The 25,435-nt window shown below is 64.4% G+C and carries 29 protein-coding genes; 20 read left to right on the top strand and 9 right to left on the bottom strand.

Annotated features, from left to right (window positions below; translation table 11 throughout):
- Positions 1-10 precede the first annotated feature (10 nt).
- Positions 11-1,402: an MATE family efflux transporter gene (locus ACRHIG_RS27675; RefSeq protein WP_489628588.1), complete on the bottom strand. Its 1,392-nt coding sequence runs from the start codon at positions 1,400-1,402 to the stop codon at positions 11-13.
- 192 nt (positions 1,403-1,594) lie between these two features.
- Here ACRHIG_RS27675 and ACRHIG_RS27670 point away from each other — a divergent pair, with 192 nt between their 5' ends.
- From ACRHIG_RS27670 to ACRHIG_RS27645, 6 genes are all read left to right on the top strand, one after another.
- Positions 1,595-2,272, top strand: coding sequence for a beta/gamma-crystallin (locus ACRHIG_RS27670; RefSeq protein ID WP_489628587.1), 678 nt, complete (start codon positions 1,595-1,597; stop codon positions 2,270-2,272).
- A gap of 178 nt (positions 2,273-2,450) precedes the next feature.
- Positions 2,451-3,326: a beta/gamma crystallin family protein gene (locus tag ACRHIG_RS27665; protein ID WP_475417450.1), complete on the top strand. Its 876-nt coding sequence runs from the start codon at positions 2,451-2,453 to the stop codon at positions 3,324-3,326.
- Positions 3,327-3,428: 102 nt separating this feature from the next.
- Positions 3,429-4,421: a beta/gamma crystallin family protein gene (locus tag ACRHIG_RS27660; protein ID WP_475417451.1), complete on the top strand. Its 993-nt coding sequence runs from the start codon at positions 3,429-3,431 to the stop codon at positions 4,419-4,421.
- A 188-nt stretch (positions 4,422-4,609) separates the two neighbouring features.
- Positions 4,610-5,260, top strand: coding sequence for a beta/gamma crystallin family protein (locus ACRHIG_RS27655; RefSeq protein WP_489628586.1), 651 nt, complete (start codon positions 4,610-4,612; stop codon positions 5,258-5,260).
- Between the two features lie 96 nt (positions 5,261-5,356).
- Positions 5,357-6,277, top strand: coding sequence for a DnaJ C-terminal domain-containing protein (locus ACRHIG_RS27650; protein ID WP_489628585.1), 921 nt, complete (start codon positions 5,357-5,359; stop codon positions 6,275-6,277).
- A gap of 3 nt (positions 6,278-6,280) precedes the next feature.
- Positions 6,281-6,592, top strand: a complete 312-nt coding sequence (locus ACRHIG_RS27645) for a chaperone modulator CbpM (RefSeq protein WP_034759737.1) — start codon at positions 6,281-6,283, stop codon at positions 6,590-6,592.
- Positions 6,593-6,595: 3 nt separating this feature from the next.
- On the opposite strand, the gene ACRHIG_RS27640 is transcribed toward ACRHIG_RS27645, so the two are convergent.
- Positions 6,596-6,823 carry a hypothetical protein gene (locus ACRHIG_RS27640; RefSeq protein WP_475417454.1) on the bottom strand — a complete coding sequence of 76 codons (228 nt, stop codon included), beginning with the start codon at positions 6,821-6,823 and terminating at the stop codon, positions 6,596-6,598.
- 169 nt (positions 6,824-6,992) lie between these two features.
- Positions 6,993-7,910, bottom strand: coding sequence for a LysR family transcriptional regulator (locus ACRHIG_RS27635; protein ID WP_099410583.1), 918 nt, complete (start codon positions 7,908-7,910; stop codon positions 6,993-6,995).
- Between the two features lie 134 nt (positions 7,911-8,044).
- Here ACRHIG_RS27635 and ACRHIG_RS27630 point away from each other — a divergent pair, with 134 nt between their 5' ends.
- From ACRHIG_RS27630 to ACRHIG_RS27620, 3 genes are all read left to right on the top strand, one after another.
- The gene (locus ACRHIG_RS27630) at positions 8,045-8,650 is read left to right on the top strand and encodes an FMN-dependent NADH-azoreductase (RefSeq protein WP_475417455.1); all 606 of its coding nucleotides are present in this window, start codon (positions 8,045-8,047) and stop codon (positions 8,648-8,650) included.
- A gap of 114 nt (positions 8,651-8,764) precedes the next feature.
- The gene (locus tag ACRHIG_RS27625) at positions 8,765-9,319 is read left to right on the top strand and encodes a nuclear transport factor 2 family protein (protein ID WP_489628584.1); all 555 of its coding nucleotides are present in this window, start codon (positions 8,765-8,767) and stop codon (positions 9,317-9,319) included.
- A 286-nt stretch (positions 9,320-9,605) separates the two neighbouring features.
- Positions 9,606-9,860: a hypothetical protein gene (locus tag ACRHIG_RS27620; protein ID WP_489628583.1), complete on the top strand. Its 255-nt coding sequence runs from the start codon at positions 9,606-9,608 to the stop codon at positions 9,858-9,860.
- Here the strand turns inward: ACRHIG_RS27620 and ACRHIG_RS27615 are convergent.
- Positions 9,842-10,081, bottom strand: coding sequence for a TIGR02450 family Trp-rich protein (locus ACRHIG_RS27615; RefSeq protein ID WP_489628582.1), 240 nt, complete (start codon positions 10,079-10,081; stop codon positions 9,842-9,844). The two genes, ACRHIG_RS27620 and ACRHIG_RS27615, sit on opposite strands and share 19 nt — an antisense overlap.
- Positions 10,082-10,153: 72 nt before the next feature.
- Between ACRHIG_RS27615 and ACRHIG_RS27610 the strand changes: the two genes are divergently transcribed.
- Together ACRHIG_RS27610 and pncB are read left to right on the top strand one after the other, a co-directional pair.
- A complete protein-coding gene (locus ACRHIG_RS27610; protein WP_489628581.1) occupies positions 10,154-11,017 on the top strand; it encodes a cysteine hydrolase family protein in 864 nt (287 codons plus the stop codon).
- Positions 11,018-11,096: 79 nt separating this feature from the next.
- Positions 11,097-12,287, top strand: coding sequence for a nicotinate phosphoribosyltransferase (gene pncB / locus ACRHIG_RS27605; RefSeq protein WP_070221805.1), 1,191 nt, complete (start codon positions 11,097-11,099; stop codon positions 12,285-12,287).
- Between the two features lie 179 nt (positions 12,288-12,466).
- Here the strand turns inward: pncB and ACRHIG_RS27600 are convergent, their stop codons facing one another.
- Entirely contained in the window at positions 12,467-12,766 is a 300-nt protein-coding gene (locus ACRHIG_RS27600; protein WP_070221804.1) for an antibiotic biosynthesis monooxygenase family protein, read from the bottom strand.
- 65 nt (positions 12,767-12,831) lie between these two features.
- A complete protein-coding gene (locus ACRHIG_RS27595) occupies positions 12,832-13,179 on the bottom strand; it encodes a hypothetical protein (protein ID WP_475417460.1) in 348 nt (115 codons plus the stop codon).
- Between the two features lie 195 nt (positions 13,180-13,374).
- Between ACRHIG_RS27595 and ACRHIG_RS27590 the strand changes: the two genes are divergently transcribed.
- The 4 genes from ACRHIG_RS27590 to ACRHIG_RS27575 all read left to right on the top strand — a co-directional run bounded on the left by ACRHIG_RS27590 (position 13,375) and on the right by ACRHIG_RS27575 (position 16,796).
- Entirely contained in the window at positions 13,375-13,956 is a 582-nt protein-coding gene (locus ACRHIG_RS27590) for a DJ-1/PfpI family protein (protein WP_287777691.1), read from the top strand.
- A gap of 64 nt (positions 13,957-14,020) precedes the next feature.
- Complete coding sequence (locus ACRHIG_RS27585; protein WP_489628580.1) at positions 14,021-15,253, top strand: GAF domain-containing sensor histidine kinase; 1,233 nt, start codon at positions 14,021-14,023, stop codon at positions 15,251-15,253.
- A 3-nt stretch (positions 15,254-15,256) separates the two neighbouring features.
- Positions 15,257-15,934 carry a response regulator gene (locus tag ACRHIG_RS27580; RefSeq protein ID WP_475417462.1) on the top strand — a complete coding sequence of 226 codons (678 nt, stop codon included), beginning with the start codon at positions 15,257-15,259 and terminating at the stop codon, positions 15,932-15,934.
- A 166-nt stretch (positions 15,935-16,100) separates the two neighbouring features.
- Positions 16,101-16,796 carry a Crp/Fnr family transcriptional regulator gene (locus ACRHIG_RS27575; RefSeq protein ID WP_070221800.1) on the top strand — a complete coding sequence of 232 codons (696 nt, stop codon included), beginning with the start codon at positions 16,101-16,103 and terminating at the stop codon, positions 16,794-16,796.
- On the opposite strand, the gene ACRHIG_RS27570 is transcribed toward ACRHIG_RS27575, so the two are convergent.
- Positions 16,789-17,982 (bottom strand): MFS transporter, encoded by a 1,194-nt coding sequence (locus ACRHIG_RS27570; protein WP_489628578.1) that lies wholly within the window; start codon positions 17,980-17,982, stop codon positions 16,789-16,791. The two genes, ACRHIG_RS27575 and ACRHIG_RS27570, sit on opposite strands and share 8 nt — an antisense overlap.
- A gap of 91 nt (positions 17,983-18,073) precedes the next feature.
- On the opposite strand from ACRHIG_RS27570, the gene ACRHIG_RS27565 reads away from it, so the two are divergent.
- Together ACRHIG_RS27565 and ACRHIG_RS27560 are read left to right on the top strand one after the other, a co-directional pair.
- A complete protein-coding gene (locus tag ACRHIG_RS27565) occupies positions 18,074-18,526 on the top strand; it encodes a winged helix-turn-helix transcriptional regulator (protein ID WP_436498863.1) in 453 nt (150 codons plus the stop codon).
- Positions 18,523-19,743 carry a D-amino acid dehydrogenase gene (locus ACRHIG_RS27560; protein WP_489628577.1) on the top strand — a complete coding sequence of 407 codons (1,221 nt, stop codon included), beginning with the start codon at positions 18,523-18,525 and terminating at the stop codon, positions 19,741-19,743. The genes ACRHIG_RS27565 and ACRHIG_RS27560 overlap by 4 nt, the downstream gene beginning before the upstream one ends.
- Here ACRHIG_RS27560 and ACRHIG_RS27555 read toward each other — a convergent pair.
- Complete coding sequence (locus tag ACRHIG_RS27555; protein ID WP_489628576.1) at positions 19,718-20,797, bottom strand: hypothetical protein; 1,080 nt, start codon at positions 20,795-20,797, stop codon at positions 19,718-19,720. The two genes, ACRHIG_RS27560 and ACRHIG_RS27555, sit on opposite strands and share 26 nt — an antisense overlap.
- Positions 20,798-20,863: 66 nt before the next feature.
- Positions 20,864-21,898 (bottom strand): MerR family transcriptional regulator, encoded by a 1,035-nt coding sequence (locus ACRHIG_RS27550; RefSeq protein ID WP_489630882.1) that lies wholly within the window; start codon positions 21,896-21,898, stop codon positions 20,864-20,866.
- A gap of 338 nt (positions 21,899-22,236) precedes the next feature.
- Here ACRHIG_RS27550 and ACRHIG_RS27545 point away from each other — a divergent pair, with 338 nt between their 5' ends.
- The 3 genes from ACRHIG_RS27545 (at position 22,237) to ACRHIG_RS27535 (ending at position 25,416) form a co-directional block, all read left to right on the top strand.
- Positions 22,237-23,247, top strand: coding sequence for a zinc-binding alcohol dehydrogenase family protein (locus ACRHIG_RS27545; protein ID WP_489630881.1), 1,011 nt, complete (start codon positions 22,237-22,239; stop codon positions 23,245-23,247).
- A 1-nt stretch (position 23,248) separates the two neighbouring features.
- Positions 23,249-24,385, top strand: a complete 1,137-nt coding sequence (locus tag ACRHIG_RS27540; protein WP_489628575.1) for a mannitol dehydrogenase family protein — start codon at positions 23,249-23,251, stop codon at positions 24,383-24,385.
- Between the two features lie 113 nt (positions 24,386-24,498).
- Complete coding sequence (locus ACRHIG_RS27535) at positions 24,499-25,416, top strand: GntR family transcriptional regulator (protein ID WP_489628574.1); 918 nt, start codon at positions 24,499-24,501, stop codon at positions 25,414-25,416.
- The last annotated feature ends 19 nt before the right edge of the window (positions 25,417-25,435 follow it).

Genomic DNA, 25,435 nt, shown 5'->3' with positions numbered 1-25,435 from the left:
GCTCCTTGTCTCAGGCTGCGCGCAGGCGCTGCAGCGACAAACGGTTCAGATACCAGGTCAGCAGCACGGCGGCCACCGTCAGGCCCGTGACCAGGCCGATCCAGAAGCCGGCGGCGGCCATCGGTTCGGCCGGCGACCAGATGAAGCCTTGCGGCGCCAGGCCCAGCACATAGCCGATCGGCAGCGAGAAGCCCCAGAAGGCCAGCAGCTGGATCAGCATCGGCTGGCGCGTCACCTTGTAGCCGCGGATGGCGCAGGAAGTGGCCACCTGCGTCGCGTCGGACAGCTGGAACAGGGCGGCGAACAGCAGCAGCTGCGCGCACAGTTCCTGCACCTGCGGGTCGGACGTGTAGGCTTGCGCGATCTGGTGGCGGAAGATGGTGATGACGGTGGCCGAGACGATGGCCGCCGTCAGCGACATGGCCACGCCCACCCAGGAAATGAAGCGCGCGCGGCGCAGATTGGCTTCGCCCACGGCATGGCCCACGCGCGTGACGAGCGCGATGCCGAAGGTGAGCGGCACCATGAAGACGACGGACGAGAAATTGAGGGCGATCTGGTGCGCCGACACCTGGATCACGCCGAAGCGCGCCACCAGCAGGCTGATGACGCCAAACGCGCTCACTTCGGCAAAATACGTGACGCCGATGGGCAGGCCCAGGCGCAGCATGGGGCCGATGGACGACAACTGCGGCCATTCCCAGTGCGTGAATGGATACGTGGCGCGGTAGGCGGGCGCGATCCGGATCCACGCCAGCATGGCCAGCAGCATCATCCACACGCAGCAGGTGGTGGCCACGGCGCAGCCCACGCCGCCCAGCTTCGGCATGCCCCAGTGGCCGTAGATCAGCAGGTAGTTGACGAGAATGTTCAGCGCCAGCGCCGCCAGCGCGATGACCATCACGGGCTTGGTCTGGTTGATGCTGGTGCTGTAGCCGTACAGCGCGCGGTAGGCGGCGAACGGCGGCAGCGCGCAGCTGATGATGTGCACGAACAGCTTGGCCTTGGACGCCACGGCCGGTTCCAGCATCAGGTGGTCGAATACCAGCGCCGCCATGTTCGTCAGCAGGCAGGCGACCAGGCCGACCAGCAGCGCCTTCCACAGCGACTGGCGCACGATGTGCGGCACCCGGTCGTGGCGCGCGGCGCCGATTTCATGCGCCACGAGGGTATTGATCGCCATCATGATGCCGCTCACGGTGACGAGCACGATGGACCAGATGGCCGCGCCCAGCGACACGGCCGCCAGTTCCTCGGGATTCGTGTGCCCCGTCATCGCCACGTCGGCCGCGCCCATGCCGACGGTGGCCAGCTGGCCGATCAGGATGGGCCAGGCCAGCTTCCACAGCGACGAGACTTCGGTGCGGATGGCGGGCAAGGTGAACGAGGTAGTGTGTGGCATGGTCTGCAAGCTTGACTAAACACAAGATTCTACCGGCATTCGCCCTGCTTGTCCGCCGGGGCGCCCCGGCGGCCGGACCGGCACGGTAATCATTTGTTACAGCTAAGTGGGCCAGTCGCGGATAGACTGCGCGCTCTATTTGGCAAAATGACCAAATAGTCAACCGCAATATCCTGACTATGGAGCAAGACCATGTTGAAGAAAGCCTTGAACTGCGCCCTGTTGCTGGGCGCCGCCATGACGGCCGAACTGGCCGGCGCCGGCGAACTGACCCTGTATTCGCGCGACGATTATCACGGCCGCTCGCAGACCGTGCGCGATGCCGTCGCCGACCTCGAAGATCTGCGTTTCAACGACACGACGCAAAGCATCCGCGTGCGCTCGGGCCGCTGGGAGGCGTGCGAGGAAGCCGATTTCCGCGGCGCCTGCTTCCTGCTCGAGACGGGCGAGTACCCGTCGCTCGATGGCCGCGCCAACAAGATCACGTCGCTGCGCGAAGTGCGCGGCGGCTGGGACGGCCATCGGGGCCGCGACCGTGACGGTGACCGCGACCGGGGGCGCGACTGGGACGACCGCCGTGACCGTGACCGCGAGCGCGGCCATTTGCCCGGGCGCTCGCTGGGCGGCGAGCTGACCTTCTATACGCGCGACGATTTCGCCGGCCGCAGCTTGAGCGTGAGCAACGCTTCGGCCGATTTGCGCGAGCGCGACTTCAATGACACGGTGCAAAGCGTGCGCGTGCGCTCCGGCTATTGGGAAGTGTGCGAGGACGTGGGCTTCCGTGGCCGCTGCCGCACCTTGGCGCCGGGCGAGTACGCGAGCCTGGAACGCATGAGCAACCGCATCTCGTCGGTGCGCGAAGTGCGCTGACGCCGGGCAGGCGGTACGCGAAGTGGCAATAACAGGCCCGCAGGGGCTTGTTATTGCTTTTGGTAACAATTTATTGTGCTTTTCCCATACTTTGTTACACCGTTTTTTCTGCGGATGGCTACACTGACATCAGTTGTCATGTCGATCACTTACCTTTGCCACCACCGGAGACCGCCCCATGAATCGCCCGCTCGCCTTTGCTCTGCTGTGTGCCAGTTCGCTGTTTGTCCACCTCGCGGCGCAGGCCGGCGAGATCCGCCTGTATACCGATGATAATTTCAAGGGGCGCGTAGTCGTCTTGCGTGACACGACGGACGACTTGTCGCGCGTCAATTTCAATGACACCGTCTCGAGCATCCAGGTCGATTCGGGCAGCTGGGAAGTGTGCACGCATGCCGATTTCAAGGGCGATTGCAAGACCCTGGAACGGGGCGACTACCGCTCGATGCCCGGCATGAACGATAAGATTTCCTCCGTGCGCGAAGTCGGCACGGGGCAGGGGAGCGGCGGTAGCGGCGGTGGCCGCCGCGCGGCACTGGAGCTGTTCGCCGATGGCGGCCAGCGCGGTGCGTCGGCCGGCGTGAACTCGGACCGCGACGACCTGGTCGACATCAGCTTCAACGACCGCGCCAGCAGCGCGCGCGTCGAGTACGGCTACTGGCAGCTGTGCAGCGATTCCAACTACCGTGGCAGCTGCCGCGTGTTCGGGCCTGGCAGCCACGATGACCTGGGCAGCCTGAACGGACGCGTGTCGTCGGCGCGCCTGGTCGATCCGCGCGAGGAGAACCGTCCGCAAAATGACGAGGGCCTGGTGGTGCTGTATGGCCGCGCGTTCCTGAAGGGGCCCGGGCTGCAGGTGAATCGCGACGTCAGCGACCTGGTGCGCCTGAACTTCAACGACCAGGCCGCATCCCTCGCCATCAACGAAGGCACCTGGGAAGTCTGCACGGACTCGCAGTTCAACGGCAGCTGCGAGCGCATGGGGCCGGGCAAGTATGAAGTGCTGAACACGACGTTTGACAAGCGTATTTCCTCGCTGCGCCGCCTGTACTGAGCGCGTGATCGGGCCTTCCGCGTGGCCTTGTATTTGTTACACTAGCATCCTGGCGCAACCGCCAGGCAAATCATCACCAAAGAATGAAGAATGGAGTTAATCATGACGGGCCCTTTCAAACACACGCTGGCATGCGCGGCCACCTTGCTGCTATCGCTGGGGGCCCATGCGGCCGCCCATGCGGGCGATATCACCTTGTTCGAGGACGTCGATCTGCGTGGCCGCGCGGTGAACCTGCGCGAGACGACGGACGATTTGTCGCGCATGGGCTTTAACGACAAGGTATCGAGCATCCTGGTGCGTTCGGGTACCTGGGATGTGTGTACCGATGCTGGTTTTCGCGGCAATTGCCGCACCCTGGGGCCGGGCGAATACCGTTCGATGCCGGGCATGAACGACGCCATCAGTTCGGTGCGCGAGTCGGGGCGAGGCGATGGCAACAATCCGGGACGCCCGGGACGCGATCCGGACCGGGGCCATGGCGGCTATGGCCGTGGCGGCACCCTGGAAGTGTATTCGGGTGCGGGCCAGAATGGCGGCTCGGCGCGCCTGAACCGCGATACGGACGATTTCGTCAGTATCGGTTTCAACGACCGCACCACCAGCATCGTCGTCTATAACGGCTACTGGCAGCTGTGCAGCGACTCGAACTACAACGGCGTGTGCCGCATCTTCGGCCCTGGCCGCCACGACGACCTGGGACGCGGCCTCGACGGGCGCGTCTCGTCGGCGCGCATGGTCGACGAGCGCGAAGCGCGCCGCCAGCAGCAGTACGATAATCAGTACCAGCGGCCGCAGTACGACCAGCCGCAATATCCTCAATACCAGCAGCCGCAATACCAGCAGCGCGGCGCCGTCCTGCTGTTCCCCGAAGCGGGCATGCGCGGCGAACCGCTGGCGCTGGACCGCAATGCGGAAGACCTGGTGCGCTACAACTTCAATGACCGCGCCTCGTCCATCGTCGTCAACGAGGGCCAGTGGGAAGTGTGCAGCGATTCGAACTTCCATGGTCGCTGCGAAGTGATCGGGCCGGGCGAATATGGCCGCCTGAACAGCATGGAAAACCAGATTTCCTCGCTGCGCCGCGTGCGCTGATCCCGTCCTGACGTCGTGCAGACAGGCCGCCTGCCGGGTTGATCCCGCCAGGCGGTTTTTACATTCGCTGCCGTGCGCTGACATTTGCTTGCCCTTTGTTACACTCGCCGCCTGCCGCCTGGTCTACACTGGCGAAAATGTCTCAGTATTGGAGTTGTCATGGTTCGATCTTTCCGGCCCGCGCTGTTGTGCGCCGCCACCTTCCTCGCCCCCTCGCCGCATCGGCGGGCGAAATCACGCTGTTCCAGGACGCCGGTTTCCGCGGCCGTCCCGTCACCCTGCGCTCCGACACGGGCGACCTGTCGCGCATGGGCTTTAACGACAAGACCTCGAGCATCATCGTGCGCTCGGGCACCTGGGAAGTGTGCAAGGACGCCAATTACCGTGGCAATTGCCGCGTGCTGCAGCCTGGCCGCTACGACAGCATGCCGGGCATGAACGATGCCGTTTCCTCCGTGCGCGAAGTGGGCCGCCCGGGCCATGGCGGCGGCGATCACCGCCCGTATCCACCGCGCCCGCCGCGTCCCGAGCCGGAGCGTCCTCATCCCGGCTATCCCGGCCACGGCGGCGGACACCGTCCCGACATGAATGGCGCCGTGCTGCTGTTCCCCGACGCCGGCATGCGCGGCCGGCCCGTGCGCCTGGACCGCGAGGTGCACGACTTGAGCCGCTATGGCTTCAACGACCGCGCCGAATCGATCGTCGTCAATTACGGCCGCTGGGAATTCTGCGTCGATGCCAACTTCCGTGGCCGCTGCGTGGTGATGGGGCCAGGCAGCTACGGCCGCCTGCACGGTGGTCTCGACCGCCGCATTTCCTCGCTGCGCCGCGTGCGCTGATTCCGCTGCCGGGCGGCGGCGTATTGTGCGCACGCTGTCCACGGCCCAATTCGTGTACTCTTCCCATAGGCAGTTCAACCATGGGGAGCAAGCACGGTGGAATACAAGGACTACTACAAGGAGCTTGGCGTCGAGAAGACGGCGACCGAGGCCGACATCAAGAAGGCGTACCGCAAGCTGGTGCGCAAATACCATCCCGACGTAAGCAAGGAACCGGACGCCGACAAGCGCACCAAGGCCCTCAATGAGGCCTACGGCGTGCTGGGCGACGCGGAAAAGCGCGCCGCCTACGATGAACTTGGCCGTAACCAGGGCGCGCAGGGCCAGCCCTTCCGGCCGCCGCCGGACTGGGGCTCGGGCTACGAATCGTCGGGCGCCGACGACAGCGACTTCTTTGCCGACCTGTTCGCCCACGTGGGCGGGCGGCGCCGCGCTGGCGGCAGTTTCCAGATGCAGGGCGAGGACAGCCACGCCGCCATCACCATCGATTTGCAGGACAGCTACCAGGGCGCCAGGCGCCACATCGTCATGCGCGTGCCCGAAGCGGATGCGCAGGGCCATGTGGTGACGCGCGAGCGCACGCTGGAAGTGACGATACCGAAAGGCGTCACGGAAGGGCAGCAGCTGCGCATGAAGGGGCAGGGCAATCCCGGCAGCGGTGGCGCGCCCGCCGGCGATTTGTACCTGGAAATCCGCTTCCGGCCCGACGCGCGCTACAAGGTGGAAGGGCGCGACGTGTTCGAGACCGTGCCCGTCACGCCGTGGGAGGCGGCGCTGGGCGGCGAGATCGACGTGCCGACGCCGTCGGGCACCGTGTCCGTCACGGTGCCGCCCAATTCGCAGACGGGGCGCAAGCTGCGTCTGAAGGGGCGCGGCATTCCCGCCGCCCAGCCGGGCGACCTGTATCTGCTGCTGGAAGTGGTGCTGCCGCCGGCGAACGACGACAAGGCGCGCGAACTGTATGCAACCATGGCGCGCGAGATGGCTTTCAATCCGCGCCAGAAGCTGGGAGGGTAAATCATGACAAACAAGGTAATTGGCGAGCTGCTCGAAGACCGTGCCCTGAGCCTGGAGGAACTGGCGCGCGCCTGTGCGGTGGAGCCGGACTGGGTGGTGCAGCACGTGCAGACGGGCGTGCTGCTGCAGGACGGCCCGCCGGCGGGCCAGCTGACGGCATGGCGCTTCACCAGCCTGGACCTGGTGCGCGCGCGCCGCCTGCACGAAATCGAATCCGTGTTCGACGCGAACGCGGAACTGGCCGCGCTGGTGGTCGATCTATCGGAAGAAGTGGCGCGCCTGCGCCGCCGCCTGCACGTGCTGGGCGTCGAGTAGCTTTTATTCGGGCTCGCCGTGGCGTGCCACGGTGAGCCTGGCAATATAAAACTGCCCATCGACGACGACCCGGTGCGGGATGCCGGCCACGTCGAAGCCGGGGCCGCCGTCTTCCATCCACTCCTGCGCCAGCGCGTCGAACTGCTGCGGCGTCATGCGCAGCATCTGCGCCGTGATGACGAAGCGCGCGCCTGGTTTTTGCTTGTTGACGAAGTCGTCGATGCCGGCCATGTGAATCCTTGTAATTAAAAGTTAACTCCGGGTTGACCCCGGGTTGACCCCGTTAACGGCCGGGGTCAGACCCCCGGACACGTTGGCACTGAGCTTTGCGTTGGCGGTGTTGAGGGTCTGACCCCAGATTCCCGCTGCGGGCCACTATCATACCTTCGCGCTCACTTATCTAGAACCCCGCTTCTGGTAGCAGCGGCAGCTGCTCCGCAAACCGCTCCGTCAGCCACTTGCCCGCCTGGCCCGGCGGCGTGTCGGCGCGCTGGATCAGGTAAATCGGGTAATTCTCGCCATTGTCGACGGCCAGCGGCAGGTGCACCAGCCGTCCCTCCGTCAAATCCTCGCGCACCATCGCTTCGGGCATGTTGCCCCAGCCCAGGCCCGCGCGCAGCAGCGCGTGTTTTGACCCCAGGTCGCCCAGGCGCCAGTTGCGCAATCCCAGCACGCCGAAATCCTGGCCTTCCGTCAGCACGCTGCGGTCGCTGAGTACCAGCTGCACGTGTTCGCGCGCCACGCTGGAAGGAATCGGGCCGGCCAGCTGCGCCAGCGCGTGGCTGGGCGCGGCCACGGGAATCAGGCGCACGTGGCCGACGGCCAGGCGCTCGAAGACGCTGGCCGTGGCCGTCATCCAGCCGCCAAGGCCGATGTGGCAGCTGCCATCCATCACCAGTTGCGCCACGGCGCCCATGGCTTCGATGCGCAGGCGCAGGGCGACGGTGGGGAACTGCGCCTGGAACGCCTCGAGCACGCGCACCAGCACGCAGGTGGGGAACATCACGTCGACCACCACCGACACTTCCGCCTCCAGCCCGCCGGCCAGCGCCTTGGCGCGCGCGCGCATGCCATCGACCTTCAGGGCCACGGCGCGCGCGTCGGCCAGCAGGGCCTTGCCCGCGTCCGTCAGCGTGGGCTTGCGCTTGCCGCGGTCGAGCAGCACCACATTCAGTTGTTCTTCCAGGTTGGCGATGGTGTAGCTGATCACCGATTGCGTGCGGTGCAGCTGGCGCGCCGCGTGGGCGAAACCGCCCGCGTCGATGACGGCGACGAACACGCGCAACTGGTCGAGCGAAGGCTGGCCCGGTTCTCTCATGATGATTCCTTATCTAAAAATTCGATGCTAATCATTTATATTTACATGGTTTTCTCGATGGTAGACCTGAACTATCCTGTATGCAAGGGCTGCGATGCGGCCCATCCCGTCACCCGTTTTCCCAGGAGTACTTCATGAGCAAGGTCTTGTACATCAATAGCAGCGTGCGCAACAGCGGTTCCCTGTCGCGTCAATTGTCGGGCGAATTCGTCGCGAAACTGGCCGCGCAAGGCGCCAGCGTCGTCGAGCGCGACCTGTCCGCGCAACCGGTGCCGCACCTGACGGAAGAAGTGATGGGCGCCTTCTTCACGCCGGCCGAGCAGCGCAGCGCGCAGGCGGCAGCGGCGGTGCAGTTGTCCGATACCCTGGTCGACGAATTGCTGGCGGCCGACGTGCTGGTGCTGGCCGCGCCCATGTACAACTTTTCCGTGCCGTCGACCCTGAAGGCGTGGATCGATCACGTGGCGCGCGCGGGCCGCACTTTCCAGTACACGGCGACGGGCCCCGTCGGCCTGGCCACGGGCAAGAAAGCGGTGATCTTCACGGCCAGCGGCGGCGTCTACAGCGAAGGCCCGGGCGCCGCGTATGATTACCTGAGCACCTATCTGCGCACGGCGCTGGGCTTCATCGGCATCACCGACATCGAGTTCGTGCAAGCGGAAGGCGTGGCCATGGGCGAGGATGCCGTCGCCAGCGCGATCGCCAAGGGCCGCGCCTCGATCGAGGCCCTGGCTGCCTGAGGTCTACTCCGCCGTAGTTCCAAAGAGGGATTGCCAATCTGCCATGGTTGACATAAGCTTGCCGGCGGCACGCCCCGTGCCAGGCCGGCGAGCCGTTCGCCATGAAAGTCCCCCATGCACAAGTTGGCAAGCGCAGTACTGTTCGGCTGTTCCCTGTTTTCGGCAGGCATGGCGCTGGCGCAGACCGCGCCCGCTGCACCGCCTGCGCCGCCCCACGTGGGCCGCCACGCCTCCACGCCCGAGGATATCCGCGCCATCGAGCAGGTCGTCGCCGACTTCCAGGCGGCCCTGATCGCCAAGGATGTCAAACTGCTGTCGTCGCTGATGCTGCACACCAACATCCTGTTCGCCTCGCCGGCCGACGATGCTTTCATCAAGAACATGCGCGACACGACGGACGTCCACTTCGACGGTGTCGGGGCGGGCGGCTACGCCGCTTTCGCCAGCTTCATCAAGCGCGAACCGCAGCGCACGGAAGAAAAATTCTACAACGTCAAGATCACCCAGGACCGCCATGTGGCGTGGGTCAACTTCGACTACGAATTCCTCGTCGGCGGCAAATTGTCGAACTATGGCGTGGAAGCGTGGCAGATGGTCAAGCGCGACGGCGAATGGAAGATCCTCAGCGTCGTCTGGTCCATGCATCCCGCCGCCGAGGCAGGAAAATAGCCGCCCGCCATGCCGCGTCAGTCGCGCGGCAGCGCGCGGATTTCCACCGTGCCCCCCGCGTTCAGTACGGGGTTTCCTATCAACAATTTTTTTGCATCGTCTATACTTTCAGTGGACGTGCCGCCATGCCTGGCGATCAGGCAAGCGTTCAAGTTTTCCCTGTGCCGCGTGATAAAAAGAGAGCTGAATTGAGTATCCTGAGCAATCGCGAGCGCATGGTTTTACCCTCACCGCGTCAGTCCGTAGAGACAAGCTGTCCGGCCATGTCATTTTTGGAGCGCACATCGTGCCGATAAAGTATGTTGATTTTTATGAGGTGAATTACACGGCAGAGCGCTTGCGGGGCTGCAAGCTATGGGGCGCGTACGTCGCCATCTATGCCCCTTCGCCCAACCCCATGCACCGGGTGAACCTGGTGAAAAAGCGCCGGGTGTCGGCCGACCACCAGTTCACGACGGAAGCGGACGCCATGGCGGAAGCGGACGAGGCGGCCGTCAAGCTGGTCGAGCGGCGCCAGCGCCGCTATGTCTTCCACCCCTGATGCCACTGCGCGGTATCCCGCAGCGCGCGCCAGGGCAGGATGTGCACGCGGCCCGAATGCACGGCTTCCAGTTCCACATGCGTGGCCGCTTCATCCGGCGTGACAGGGGCGCACAGCTTGATGACGAGAAAATGTTTTTCCTTGTTGACGGGCGTGACGGCCGTCCATTTGCTGTTGAGTAACTTGTTCGGGCGCAAGTTACTGCGATTGGCAAGGTGCATGGCGGGCTCCGGATTGGCGTGATGGCGATGTTGCCATTATCATGCAACTTCCTGCCACGCACGAGGACCGCCATGAAACGCCAGCTGCACTTGCTCGTCATCGACCCGCAAAACGATTTTTGCGACTTGCCTGCCACCTGGCTGCCGCCCGATGCGGCGCCGGCCTTGGCCGTGCCCGGCGCCCACGCCGACATGCTGCGCGTGGCGCAGCTGATCCGCGAAGGGGGCGGCGGCTTGACGCAGATCAGCGTGACGCTCGACGCCCACCACCGCTACGACATCGCCCACCCCGCCTTTTGGCGCACGGGCGATGGAGCCGCCGTGCCGCCGTTTACGCAGATCAGCGCCCAGCAAGTGCGCGACCGCCTGTTCCTGCCCGCCGCCAGCGGCGCCTTGCCGCGCGCGCTGGCCTACCTCGACGCCTTGCAGCAGGCGGGGCGCTACCAGCTGATGGTGTGGCCCGTACACTGCGAGATCGGCAGCTGGGGCCAGAATATCCACGCGGCCGTGCGCGCCGCCTACAACGCCTGGGAAGTGGCCAACTTGCAAGTGGTGGCCAAGCTGAGCAAGGGTTCCAATCCGTGGACCGAGCACTACTCGGCCGTCATGGCGGAAGTGCCCGATGCGCAGGATGCGGCCACCCAGCTCAACCGCGCTTTCCTCGACACCTTGCTGCCGGCGCAGCAACTCTACATCTGCGGCGAAGCGGGCAGCCATTGCGTCAAAGCCAGCACCGAGCACATCGCCGACTACCTGGAAGCGCAGCAAGGCAAGGTGGCCCTGTCGCGCCTGGTCTTGCTGACGGACTGCATGAGCCCCGTCACGGGCTTCGCAGCGCAGCAGCGCGATTTCCTTTCTGCCATGCGCGAGCGCGGCGCGCGGCTGGCCACGTCCGCCGATGTTTTGCCCGAGTTGTTGGCCAACGCAGGCGATTGATGCTTTCCTGCAAGCGAACCCTGCTGAAATGCTTGCGGTGGCGTACTATTCTGGCTTCAGGAAGTTGGAGAAAACACACATGACCCCGATAGTGCGCAGTTTGCTGGAAACCGATCTGTATAAATTTACAATGTGGCAAGCCTTGCTGCACGGTCATCCGAATACCCATACCGAGTACGAATTTGTCTGCCGCAACGCCACCGCCTTTCCCCTGGCCGAACTGAAGGGCGAGCTGGAAGAACAGCTCGACCACCTGTGTTCGATGTCGTTTGCCGACGACGAGCTGGCCTATTTGCGCACCTTGCGCTTCATGAAGAGCGATTTCGTCGACTTTTTGACGGTGTTCCGTTTTCAGAGAAAATTCATCGACGTCAGCACGGACGGCGACACCCTGATCGTGCATGCGGCCGGGCCGCAGGTGCACGTGATGGGCTTCGAGATTTTCGTGCTGTACATCATCAACGAACTGTACTTCCGCCGCTTCGACCTCGATGCGGCCATGCGTGAAGGACGTCACCGCCTGGGCTTGAAAGTGGCGGCCGTCAAGGAATTCGGCAAGCTGCCACGGCGCAAGCATCCATTTGAATTTTCCGATTTCGGCGTGCGCCGGCGTTTTTCCGGCGCCTGGCATGACGAGGTGGTGCAACGGCTGGCGCGCGAAGTGCCCGAGTATTTCAAGGGCACGTCGAATGTGTATCTGGCGAAAAAGCTCGGCATCGTGCCGATCGGCACCATGGCGCATGAATACATGCAGTCGTTCCAGTCCTTCGGCGTGCGCCTGCGCGACTTTCAAAAGGCGGCACTGGAAGACTGGGTGCAGGAGTACAGGGGCGACCTGGGCATCGCCCTGACGGACGTGGTCGGCATGGATGCCTTCCTGGCCGACTTCGACCTGTATTTCGCCAAGCTGTTCGACGGCTTGCGCCACGATTCGGGCGACCCCGTCGAGTGGGGCGAGAAGGCGCTGGCCCACTACGCGGCCCTGCGCATCGACGCCAACACCAAGCGCCTCGTGTTTTCCGACGGCCTGGACCTGGACAAGGCCTTCGCCCTGTATCAGCACTTTGCCGACCGCATCATGACGGGTTTTGGCATCGGCACCAATCTCACCAACGACGTCGGTTTGACGCCGCTCAATATCGTCATGAAACTGGTGCGCTGCAATGGCCAGTCCGTGGCGAAATTGTCGGATTCGCCGGGCAAGACCCTGTGCAAGGATGAAACCTTCCTCGCGTATCTGCGGCAAGTGTTCCATCACCCTGCCGTCTAAGCTGCGCCCAGGCGTCTATGCGTGGCGTAGGTCCGATTAGCGGGGCCGCCGAGGCGCGGCAAAGCCGCGCGTAATCGGACAACTTCGCGGACAACTGCGCGGACAACTTCGCGGCCACGTCCGCCGACAAACTCGCCGACAAGCTCGGCGGGCAGACGGCGTGCAGTGTGAGCCCCGACTTAAAACCCCGTGACCACCGTATTCATGTGTTCCACCTGGGGCGGGGCGGCAAAGAATTCGCCCACCAGGCCGCGCCAGGCCTGGAAGTCGTCGCTGCCGCGGAAATGCACGGTATGGTCTTCCAGGGTCGTCCAGCCGACCACCAGGCGGTAGGCGTCGCCGTTTTCGATAGAACGCTCCAGGCGCATCGATTCGCAGCCGCGCGCGCGCTGAAACAGGGGCACGGCTTTCGCTACGGCCGCCTCGAAGGCTTCATGCGTGGCCGATTTGATCTGGATGTGGGCAATTTCAAAAATCATGGCAAGTTCCGCTGTGGAATGAAGGAACGGTGATCTTGCCATAATTTCGCCGCGCGGGGAGGGCGTCAGCCTGCCAGCACCTGTTTGCCTGCACCTGCGCCCGCGCGCTGGCTGCCCGCGTGGCTGGCCGTGCGCTGTTCGATATCGCAGCCATTGCAGGCCTGCACGATGGCGTGCGCCCGTTCCCGTTCCTGGGGAGTGCCGATGGCGACGACGAGGCGGAACATGCCGCGCCACGCCGCCTTGCCCTGCACGGGAACGGCCTCGTCGTCGACCGTGTCGAGCTGCACGGCGTGCGCGGAAAAGCCATCGCCCAGCAGGGTGCTGCGGGCCTGCTGCGCATCGGCAAGATGGTCGAAGATACGGATCAGGGCAGGCGCAGGGTTGGCAAGGGGGCTGGTGGAGGTACTCATGGCCAGGCTTTCAAAGAGGGTCGTCTGTATTTGACCTGCGAGCCTTTAAATAATTCTGCCTCAGCCTCCAAATGTTTGCATTCAGTGGCAAAAGTTTGATAAATATCCAGTATGGCTGCCAAGTCGCGCTAAGATACGCCTTGCGGTGCATCCTGCAGGCAGGGATGCGGGATCAATCTTTCATAGGAGAACTAAATGGCAGCGAAGAAAATTCTGTTTTTGACCGGCGATTTTGCAGAAGATTATGAAACGATGGTGCCGTTCCAGGCCCTGCTGATGCTGGGCCATACCGTGCATGCCGTCTGCCCCGGCAAGAAAAGCGGCGAGACGATCAAGACGGCCATCCACGATTTCGAGGGCGACCAGACCTACACGGAAAAGCCGGGCCATTTGTTCACCCTGAACGCCAGCTTCGACGAGATCGACCCGGCCCACTACGACGCCGTGATGATCGCCGGCGGCCGCGCGCCCGAATACCTGCGCCTGAACGAGAAAGTCATCGCCGCCGTGCGCCATTTCGCCGAAGCGGGCAAGCCCGTCGCGGCCGTCTGCCACGGCGCGCAATTGCTGGCCGCCGCCGATGTCATCCGCGGCAAGCGCATTTCCGCCTATCCCGCCTGCGCGCCGGAAGTGAAACTGGCGGGCGGCACGTATGCCGATATCGCCGTCACGGACGCCGTCACGGATGGCCAGTTCGTCACGGCCCCGGCCTGGCCCGCCCATCCGGCCTGGCTGGCGCAGTTCGTCAAGCTGCTCGGTACCGAGATCCATTTGTAACCTTCACCAGTCCGGCAGGCCGCAGCGCTTGCCGGGCGTATCACTTTTCAGATTCGAGTTCTTCATGCATGCGCCGCGCAGTCAACCTTCCCGCAAACAACTTCCAGCCTCGCGCTGGCGCCAGCGCCGCCTGGCGCAAGCCGCATCGGGCCTGAGCGCCGCGCAGGAACGCCAGCTGGCCACCCTGCATGACATTTCCACCTTGCTGGCGGGACAGCACGCCATCGATGCCCTGTGCCGTGGCTTCCTGCGCCACGTGATGCAGTTCGCGCAGGCCGAAGGCGGCACCGTGCGCATCCTCGATCCGCAGCAGGACACCGTGCACATCATCGTGCACGAGGGTATTTCCGACGCCATGGTGGAAGAGGAACACTGTATCCGCAACAACGATTGCCTGTGCGGCGCGGCCGTGGCGCAGGGCGTGATCCAGATCCGCGATTTCCGCCAGGTCGATGCGCTGCAGCGCTACCGTTGCCAGGACGAAGGTTTCATTGCCATCGCCGTCTTCCCCATCCTCGCGCGCGAGCAGGTGGTGGGCAGTTTTTCGCTGCACTTTGCGCGCCCGCAAGCCGTGCATGCGCAGCAGCAGGGCTGGCTGGAGACGCTGGGCCAGAGCCTGGGCATCGCCATCGAAAACCAGCGCCTGATCGCGCGCGAAAAGGAATTCGCCGTGGCGCGCGAACGCAGCCTGCTGGCCGAGGGCTTGCACGACAGCATCGCGCAAAGCCTGAACTTCATCAGCCTGCAAGTGCAGATGCTCGACGATTCCGTGCGCCGGGGCCAGCTCGACGAAGCGGCAGAAGTGCTGCCGCTGATGCGCATGGGCGTCGAGCAAAGCTACCAGGACGTGCGCGAATTGCTCGTCAATTTCCGCACGCGCTGGCATGGCAGCGACCTGGAAAGCAAACTCAGCGAAGTGCTGGCCAAGTTCGAGCTGCAGACGGGCGTCGCCGGCACGCTGGAGATGAGCGGCAACGGCGCGCCGCTGGCGCCCGAGCAGCAGTTGCAGATCCTGTTCATCGTGCAGGAAGCGCTGTCGAATATCCGCAAGCACGCGCAGGCGAGCAACGTGGCGTTGCGCGTGGAAAATGGGCGCGACTTTGCGCTGCAGGTACGCGACGATGGCGAAGGCTTTGCCGCCAACCTGCGCGACAAGAAAACGGAATTGCAGATCGGCTTGCGTATCATGCAGGAACGGGCCGAGCGGCTCGGTGCGCAATTTGCCATCGACAGCACGCCCGGCGGCGGCACGACGATTTCGCTGGCCTTGCCGGCGGCGCGGCGCCAGGCCGCGTAACAGATGAATCATCCTTATCAGGCAACAAACATAGTGAACGCACCAATCAAAATCCTGCTGGTCGACGACCACACCTTGCTGCGCAGCGGCGTCAAGCTGCTGCTGCAGCGCAATCCTCAATTCCAGGTGGTGGGCGAGGCATCGAACGGGCTCGACGGCGTGCGCCTGACGGCCGAACTGCGGCCCGACGTGGTGCTGATGGACTTGAACATGCCGGGCGTGTCCGGCGTCGAGGCGCTGCAGATGATCTTGCAGGATATGCCGCAGATGGTGGTGCTGATGCTGACCGTGTCGGAAAACGCGGCCGACCTGGGCGCGGCCCTGCGTGCAGGCGCGCGCGGCTACTTGCTGAAAAATATAGAAGCCGAGCAGCTGGGCCAGGCCATTTGCCGCGCCGCCGCCGGCGAATCCGTGATTGCCGACGCCATGACGGCCAAGCTCGTGTCGCAGTTCCGCGCGGGGCAGAACGCACCGCAGGAAGACTATGACAAATTGACGCCGCGCGAACGCGAAGCCATGGCGTGCCTGGCGCAAGGGCTGAGCAACAAGGAAATCGCGCGCCAGCTGGACGTGGCCGAAAGCACGGTGAAAATCCACGTGCAAAACATCCTCAAAAAGCTTAAGCTCAGCAGCCGCGTGCAGATCGCCGTGTATGCGGTCGAGCGCGAACTCGGTAAATAAAGATCAAGCAAAGCGCAAATACCGTGCCAAAAAGCCACAAGGAATGCGCGATTGTTTGATCTGCATGGCGTTCCGGCCTAGACAACCCTAGTTCCTTTGACGTATGGCCTTGACCGTGCCTGCGCATTACACTCTTAGTCATTCGCTAATCTAATAAGAGAGTGTCATGCATAAGGTCAACGTCGATGGCTTGCTATCGAGCCAGGCTCTGTTCCGCCATATTTCCCCTTCGCAATTAGAGCAATTGCGCCAGGATGTCGTGCGTGTCGAAGTGGAAAAAGGCAAAGTGTTGTTCCGCAAGGGCGAAGTGGCGGAAGGCGCCTACGTGGTGGTCTTCGGCCTCGTCAAGCTCAGCGTGTTTTCCATGGAAGGGACGGACAAGGTCCTGGAATTGATCCGCCCGGGCCAGAGCTTCGGCGAAGCCATGATTTTCCTCGATGAACCGTATCCGTTCTGCGCCGAAGCGCTCGAGCACTGCCTGCTGCTGCGCATCCCGCCGCACGCGCTGCTGCGTCTGCTGGACCAGTCGCCCCGCATCGCGCGCCAGATGATGAACAGCCTGTCGCACCACCTGATGGGCTTCATTCGCAACGTGGAGCGCTGCTCCGTGCAGAACGCCACCCAGCGCGTGGTCGAGTATCTGCTGCAGGCATCGGACCAGCAGCGTTCCAACGAGGTCAAGCTGGACCTGAAGAAAAGCCTGCTGGCATCGTTCCTGAACCTGGCGCCCGCCACCCTGTCGCGCGTGCTGCACCAGCTGACGGATTTGCACCTGATTAAAGTCAGCGGTTCGCTGATCCAGATCCAGCCGGATGCACTGAAGACGTACCGCCACGGTTCCGCCGCGGCGATGCTCAATTAAGTTTTTCAGCAGGCAAGGTCAGCCGCCAGAACAGCAGGGCGAGCAAGCTGACCGCCGCGCCCAGCGCGCATACCCCATGCCAGCCCGCCAGCGCATACACGCTGGTGGCGGCAATCGCCCCGAGTCCGCTTCCCACCGCATAAAACAGCATGTAGCACGCCACCAGGCGGCTGTGCGCGTCGCTGTCCTGCTTGAAAATCAGGCTCTGGTTCGTCACGTGGATGGCCTGTCCCGCCAGGTCCAGCGCGATGATGCCGACGATCAGGGGCCACAGGGCAGCACCGGCAAAGCTGAGCGGCAGCCACGCGGCCAGCAGCAACAGCAGGGCCGCGCCCGTTGTCCACTGGGCGCGGCCCTTGTCCGCCATGGCGCCCGCACGCGCCGCGCCCAGCGCGCCGATCACGCCCACTAAGCCGAACGCGCCGATGGCCGCATGCGTATAGCCTTGCGCCGTCAGGGGCAGCACCAGGGCGCTCCAGAAGATATTGAAGACGGCAAACATCAGCAGGGCCAGCATGCCGCGCACGCGCAGCACCTTGTTGTGCAGCAGCATGTCCGCCATCGAAGCGAGCAGGGCGCCGTAGGCCAGCTTTTGATCGGATGGCTGCGCCGGCGGCAGCTTGCGCCACAGCAGCAGCAACAGGGCACAGGCGATGGCGGCCGAGACAAAATACACGGCGCGCCAGTCGGCCAGGTCCGCCACCACGCCGGACAGGGTGCGCGCCAGCAGCAAGCCGATCACCACGCCGCCCTGCGCCATGCCGACGACCCTGCCCCGCTCATGGCTGGCCGCCGCGCTGGCCGCATAGGCGATCAAGCCTTGCGTCATGGCCGTGCCCAGCAAGCCCACCAGCAGCATGCCGCCCAGCAAGGCTGCCGTGGAACGGGCGCAGCCCAGCGCCGCCAGCGAGATGGCAAGCAAGCCCAGCTGGAACAGGGTCAGGCGGCGCCGGTTCAGCATGTCGCCCAGGGGAACCAGCAGCAGCAGGGCCAGCGCGCAGCCGATCTGCGTGGCCGTGATGACCATGCCGCTGGCGGCCTCCGTCATGTCGAATTCCTGCGCCAGGGTGGCGAGCAAAGGCTGGGCGTAATACACATTGGCCACGCTGAGGCCGGCCGCACAGGCAAACAGCCAGACGAGAGGGGAAGGAAGTGCTGTTGTGATGGGGGTGGTCGTGTCGCGCATGGGCTTGCCTATAAGTGGTTGCAAATTAAAACCAGTTGGAGTCTACGGTGATTAGTTTTAAAATGCAACCACTCAATCCTGGAGCATGCCGATGGCCAAGCGCAAGAGCCTGAAAACCGACCCCTGTCCCGTGGCGCGCGCGCTCGACGCGATCGGCGAGCGCTGGTCGCTCTTGATCGTGCGCGATGCCTTCGACGGCATGCGGCGTTTCGGCGAATTCCAGAAAAGCCTGGGCGTGGCGAAGAACATCCTGGCCGACCGCCTGCACACGCTGGTGGAAGAGGGCATTTTTACGGTCGCGCCCGCCTCGGACGGCACGGCCTACCAGGAATACGTGCTCACGCCCAAGGGGCTGGCCCTGTTTCCCGTCGTCGTCGGCTTGCGCCAGTGGAGCGAGGCGCAATTGTTCGACCCTGGCGAGGCGCATTCCACCTTGCTGCAGCGGGGTTCAGGCTTGCCCGTGCGCCGCATGGACGTGCTGGCCGAGGATGGCCGCGTCCTGCAGGCGGGCGATACCGTCGTGCAGAAGGTAGGGGCGCCATGAGCCGCACGGTGGCCGTCATCGGCGGCGGCATCACGGGCGTCACCACGGCGTACGCGCTGGCGAAACGGGGCGTCGCTGTCACCCTGATCGAGCGCCACCGCTATGCCGCCATGGAAACGTCGTACGCGAATGGCGGGCAATTGTCGGCCTCGCACGCGGAAGTCTGGAACCACAAGGCGACGATATGGAACGCGCTGAAATGGATGACGCGGCGCGATGCGCCGCTGCTGCTCAATCCGACTCCCGGCTGGCACAAGCTGAGCTGGCTTGCGGAGTTTCTCGCCGCCATGCCGCACTACGAGCGCAACACCATCGCCACGGCGCGCATGGCGATTGCCGCGCGCGCACACCTGTTTGCGTGGGCCGAGCAAGAAAACATAGCTTTCGACCATCGCCGCGCCGGCATCCTGCACGTGTACCGCGACCAGCGCGGCTTCGAGCGGGCGGCCGGCGTGTCGCGCCTGCTGGCGCAGGCAGGGCTGGAGCGCCGCGCCGTCACGCCGCAAGAAATGCGCGCCATCGAACCGGCCCTGCACGGCGACTTTTACGGCGGCTATTACACGGACAGCGATTCCACGGGCGACATCCACAAATTCACCAGCGGCCTGGCCGACGCCTGCGCCCGCCTGGGCGTGGCTTGCCGCTACGGCACGCAGGTGACGGCGCTGGCGCGTGAGCACGGCCAGGTGCGGGTCATGACGGGCGAGGACAGCGCCGTGTTCGACGCCGTCGTCATCTGCGCGGGCACGGCCAGCCGGGCCATGGCGGCCATGCTGGGCGATCACGTAAACGTGTATCCCGTGAAAGGCTATTCGATTACCGTGCAGCTCGATGACGCCGCCAGCCGCGCGGCGGCACCGTGCGTCAGCCTGCTCGACGATGCGACCAAGCTGGTCAGCAGCCGCCTGGGCGAGGACCGGCTCAGGGTGGCGGGTACGGCGGAATTCAATGGCTTCAATGACGACATCCGCGCCGACCGCATCCGCCCACTATTGCAGTGGGTGCAGCAGTGCTTTCCTGGTGTGAATACCCGCAAGGTGGTGCCGTGGGCGGGCCTGCGCCCTATGTTGCCGGCCATGCTGCCGAAAGTGGGGCCGGGCAAGGCGCCGGGCGTGTACTACAACACGGGCCACGGCCACCTGGGCTGGACCCTGGCGGCCGCGACGGCGGAGATGGTGGCAGAGGCAGTGCTTAGTTCTTCGGCAATAGATCGCTGAGCGCGGCGCGGCCCTTGACGGTGAGGAAGGGGCCGACCTTGCTGTAGGGCAGTAAAAAATCGTTTTCGCAGCCGCTGCCGTTCGAGTCTTCCCAGAACGACACGCCTTCGGGTTTCAAGGACAGGTGGAAGCGGCCGCGGCCGTCGTAATCCGTGCCCTTGCATTCGGCGTCGATTTTCACGTCCTTGAAGAGGGCCTGGCGCAGGCGGTCCGGCAGTTCGGCCTTGTCGTCGCCATCGCTGGCGCTGGCGCCAAACCAGTTCCACACGTCCGTTTCCTGGCCCGTTTTGACGTCCCAGGTACGGAAGCGGATGGAAATGCCATTGGCGCCATAGCCGGCCGCCCAGCGGTAGAATTTGACCGTCACCCAGCGCGGCGACCAGTAGGTGGGCTCCGCATACACTTCGTCTTCCGTCGTGAAACCGTTGCGGCCCAGGTATTCGCGGCGCGTGGCATAGAAATCGGCCAGGTCCTTCTTGTTCTTCGCCAGCACGGCGCGCAGCTGCGCGTTGATTTTCGCGATGCCGTCGCCGGGCGCCATCAGTTCCACGGTGATGGTGTCGCCCACTTGCAGGTTGCGGTATTGCTTGCCTTCGAAGGTAAGGGGTTTGCTGACCTTGGTGTTGGGAAAGTCTTCCAGCGCCAGGTTGTAGGCGTCGCTGGCGCAGGACGGGTGTTCGCGGTCGCCCGCCGCTTCCAGCAAGGTCAAGGCCAGCGGCAGGGTCTTGCCGCTTTTCGGCTCGGTCCACGTGCCGGTGAGCTTGCCGCCCTGCGGCGCGTTGAGGCGCCACGTGCCCGTCGTGTCACCCTTGGCGTCGGATTCGCTCCAGTCGCTCTTGCCGTTCGCCATGGACAGCATGATGGGTGTCTTGTAGCGCGTGTAGTAGTAATTACCGCTGCGGTCAGATCCTTGCGTGGGGCTGGGCTGGTTGAAGCAGGCGACGATATTTGCCTTGCCCAGGGTGCCTTGCCACACCCCTTGCACGGGCGTATCGCCAGCCATGGCGATATGGAAGGCGGGCAGGGTCAGGCAGGCAAACAGAAAGCGGCGCATCGGTGGTTCCTCTCGTGGGCGATGGCCGATTCTACATGGCCCCGCCCACGAGATGCCACACGTCAACTATGTACGTGGTCGCTCCTGCGCCACGATAGCCATTGCCGCGCCCAGGTATTGCACCATGGCGGCGTCAACGAAGCTGCCTTCCATCAAGCGCGGTTCCTGCTGGTGCGCCTGGCGGAATTTCAGCTGCGTGGCCGGGTCCGTGCCCGCATACGAACGGAACAGATCCAGCCATTGCCGCGCCAATTGCAGCACGGCCGGGGCGGTGGGCGGCGTGCGCGCATCGATGGCGGCGCGCACGGCGGCGATCAGGGCCGGCCACTCGCCCGAGCGCCTGCCGTAGTTGGCGAGCAAATACGCATATTCCTGCTCATCGAGGAAAGGCTTGTACAGCGCCATGCGCGAGGCGTTGAAGGCGGCGAGAATGAACTGCATCAGCTCCGCATCGATGCTGGTGGTGGCCTGCATGGCCGGTTCCTGCGCATGCATATCGTTCAGGCGCGCGAACAGGCCAGGGTGGGCGCCCGTGTCGCGCACCAGCTTGACCATCCATTCCGTGGCCAGCGCCTGCGCTGGCGCGTCGCCGGGGCCGGCGCCCGTGGCCTGCAGTGCGCGCACTCTTGCAACCAGCGCCTTCCATTCCTGTTCCACGGCCGCATCGGACAGCAGCGGCAATTGCTGCAGTTCTTCAGGACTAAAATATTTGTCGTACATGGTCATCAACTCCATAGTGGTAAGCCACTCGGCCAGTTCCGGTGCCTGTCCCTGCGCCAGTTGCGCCTGCAGGGTGAGCAGGCGCTCGCGCAGGGTGGACGCCTGCGCGATCTGGCGCTCCAGCATGGCGATCTGCTGCGCCACGATGGAATGCAAAGGCAGGTCCGGGCCGGCGAGGGCATTGGCGATATCGGCCAGCGACAGCCCGAACTTGCGCAGCGCCATGATCCGGTGCAGCCGGTCCATGTCGCCGTGCTGGTACAGGCGGTAGCCAGCTTGCGTGCGCGCCGAAGGCGAGAGCAGGCCGATGCTGTCGTAGTGGTGCAGGGTGCGGATGGTCAGGCCCGTGAGCCTGGACAGTTCACCGATTTTCAACAGCATCGTCTTTTCCTTGTCTTCAGTGCGTGCTGCCACGATGGCGCCTGACGTCACGTCAGGGTCAAGCAGGAATGTAGCAGAGGAGCCGAAAAAATCGGAAAAAGAATCCGTTGACCTCTATTTTTTTGTACGGTATATTTATAAAACCGAATGACGGTTTCAGCAAAACAGACAGGTTCGGGCCAGGCGGCATGACGGCATGATCGTTGTGCGGCGCAGCAAGGAGCGCCATTGGCAGGGCTGGAAAGACAATCCGCGCAGACGGATTTTTTCACAGTTGGTTTGTACGTTAAATATAATATGCCGCCGGCAAGATCCGGACGGCGAGAGAGACGACCATGATGAAAAGTATCGTTTGCGATACGCCCGGCAGTTTGCGCATGGAGCAGCGTCCCGTGCCCGTGCCCGCCGAGGGCGAAGTGCTGCTGCGCATACGCCGCGTCGGCATCTGCGGCACCGACATGCATATCTTCCGCGGCACCCAGCCTTTCCTCAGCTATCCGCGCGTGATGGGCCATGAATTGTCCGGCCATATCCACAGCGCGCCGGCCGGCTCGCGCCTGGCCGTAGGCGACCAGGTCTACGTGATGCCCTACCTGTCTTGCGGTACTTGCGTGGCCTGCCGCCAGGGCAAGACCAACTGCTGCACCCGCATCGAAGTGCTGGGCGTGCACCGCGACGGCGGCATGACCGAATACCTGGCGCTGCCCGAGCGCTTCGTCTTCAAGACGGAAGGCATCTCGCTCGACGACGCGGCCATGATCGAATTTCTCGCCATCGGCGCGCATGCCGTCAAGCGCGGCGCGGTCGATGCGGCCAAGCGCGTGCTGGTGGTGGGCGCCGGCCCGATCGGCATGGCCGTGATGCTGTTCGCATCGTTGAAAGGCGCCGACGTGACGGTGCTCGACGGCCGCGCCGACCGCCTGCGGTTCTGCCGCGACGCGCTGGGCATCGTCCGCACGGTGCAGCTGGGCGAGGGCGACAAGGAGCTGCTGTCGGACGCCACGGGCGGCGAATTCTTCGACGTGGTGTTTGACGCCACCGGCAATATCGCCGCCATGGAGCGTGGCCTGGATTTCGTCGCCCACGGCGGCTCCTATGTGCTGGTATCGATCGTGCGCGACCGCCTGTCGTTCTCCGACCCTGAATTCCACAAGCGCGAAACCACCTTGCTGGGCAGCCGCAATGCCACCGCCGATGATTTCGAGGACGTGGTGGCGGCCATGCAGGCGGGGAAAGTACCCACGGCGCTGCTCAATACCCACCGCACCACGCTCGACGAATTTACGGGCGTGCTCGATCGCTGGATGCAGCCCGAGGCGGGCGTCATCAAGGCCATCGTCGAGGTCTGAGATGAGCGATCTCAACCCCATACTTCAATTCGGCACCAGCCGCTTCCTGCAGGCGCACGCCGACCTGTTCGTCAGCGAAGCGGCCAGCCTCGGCGAGGCGCTCGGCCAGATCACCATCGTGCAAACGACCGGCAGCGCGCAGGGCGCGGCGAGGGTGGCGGCGTTTCGCCGGCCCGGCGGCTATCCCGTGCGCATCCGCGGCTGGCAGGACGGCGCCCAAGTCGATGAAGAGCGCCGCGCCCACGCCGTCACACAGGCGTGGCAAGCGGGCAGCGACTGGCGGCAGGTGCGCGATGCGGCCGTGGCCGCGCGCGTGATCTTGTCGAATACGGGCGACACGGGCTACCAGCTGGACGAATCCGATCACGCCGGCATGCTCGACGGCGCGGCCGTCCCCGCCAGCTTTCCCGCCAAGCTGCTGGTGCTGCTGCACGGGCGCTTCCTGGCAGGCGCCGCGCCCCTCTCGATTTTTCCGTGCGAACTGGTGGCCGACAACGGTCATGTACTGCGCCAGGTGATCGTCAGATTGGCGCGGCAGTGGCGCTGCGATGCCGCGTTCATCGGCTACCTGGAAACGGGCTGCCTGTGGATCAATTCCCTCGTCGACCGCATCGTTTCGGAACCGATCGAACCGGTAGGCGCCGTGGCGGAACCCTATGCGCTGTGGGCCATCGAAGCGCAGGAAGGCATGCTGCTGCCGTGCCGCCACCCGCAACTGGTGGTCACAAACAGCCTGCGCGACTATGAACGGCGCAAGCTGCTCTTGCTGAACCTGGGTCACACCTATCTGGCGCAGCTGTGGATGGAGCGGGGCAGCCCGGCCGGCATGACGGTGCGCGAGGCGATGGATGATGGCGCCATGCGCGCCGCGCTGGAAGCCATGTGGCACGAGGAAGTGCTGCCCGTGTTTGCCGCCATGGGAGAACAGCATGGCGACGCCGCGCTGGCCTACGTGGCGCAGGTCAGGGAGCGCTTCTGCAATCCCTTCCTTGCGCACCGCCTGGCCGACATCGCCCAGCACCACGCCGGCAAGATTGCGCGCCGCATGGCGCCCGTGGCGGCGCTGGCGCGGCAGTTCTGTCCCGCCCTGGCGCAGCCGCGCCTGCGCGCCATGCTGGCGCCGGGAGCGCAGCCATGAACGCCGCCGTCACCGCAGTTGTTTCTTTTTTGCATGCCGATCCAATCCGATATCGACTAAAATGGCCCACTCATCCACTTTACCTTTCGCTGGCATAGCGCGTTCATTCATCCATGTCCAAACCCGCCACCGTCTTCAAGCGCAGCACCAATCTGCTGTTGCAATTTCTCGCCGAGAATGTCGCAGTGGGCGAGATGCTGCCGACGGAGCAGTTCCTGACCACCATCTGCCAGGGCAGCCGCACGGCGGTCCGCAGCGCGATCGCCTACCTGTCGACGCGGCGGCTGATCGCCAGCCCGGCGGACCGGCGCCTGCTGCGCAAACCCATACCGGGCGACTACTTCGACATCTCCGAATTGCAGTCGGGGGCAGAGCGCATCCAGCAAGTGCTGATGGAGCGCGTGTACCAGCGCGACATGCCGCCCGGCGCGGAATTTTCGGAAGCGGAGCTGGCGCGCGAGGCGGGTGCCAGTACCGTCAGCGTGCGCGAATTTCTGATCGGATTTTCGCGCTTCGGCCTGATCGAGAAGAAGCCGCGCGGCGGCTGGCGCCTGTGCGCGTTCGACAGGTCTTTTGCCACCGAACTGGCGGACATGCGGCGCATGTTCGAGATGGCGGCCGTGGAGCAGTTTGCGCACCTGCCGCATGGCGATCCCGCGTATGCGGAACTGGCGCGGCTGATCAAACAGCACGAGAAGCTGGCGGCCAGGATAGACACGCGCCACAACGCCTTTCCGGCGCTGGACCGCGAGTTCCACACCTTTTTGATCGGCCTCTTGAACAACCGCTTCGCGCAGGGCTTCTACGATATCGTCTCGTTTGTCTTCCACTATCACTACCAGTGGGACAAGGGCGAGGAAAAGGGCCGCAACCAGTACGCGGTGCAGGAGCACCTGGCGATCCTGCGCGCGCTGGCGGAGCACGACATACCGAAGGCGCTCGAGGCCATGCGTTCGCACCTCGATTCCTCGCGCCGCACCATGCTGTCATCGATAGGCACGCGGGAAAAACTGAGCCAGCCGGACGCCTAGCCGTCTTTGCCGGGGAGGG

Source organism: Janthinobacterium sp. C22 (assembly GCF_057919405.1).
This window is presented reverse-complemented; position numbering and strand designations above follow the sequence as displayed.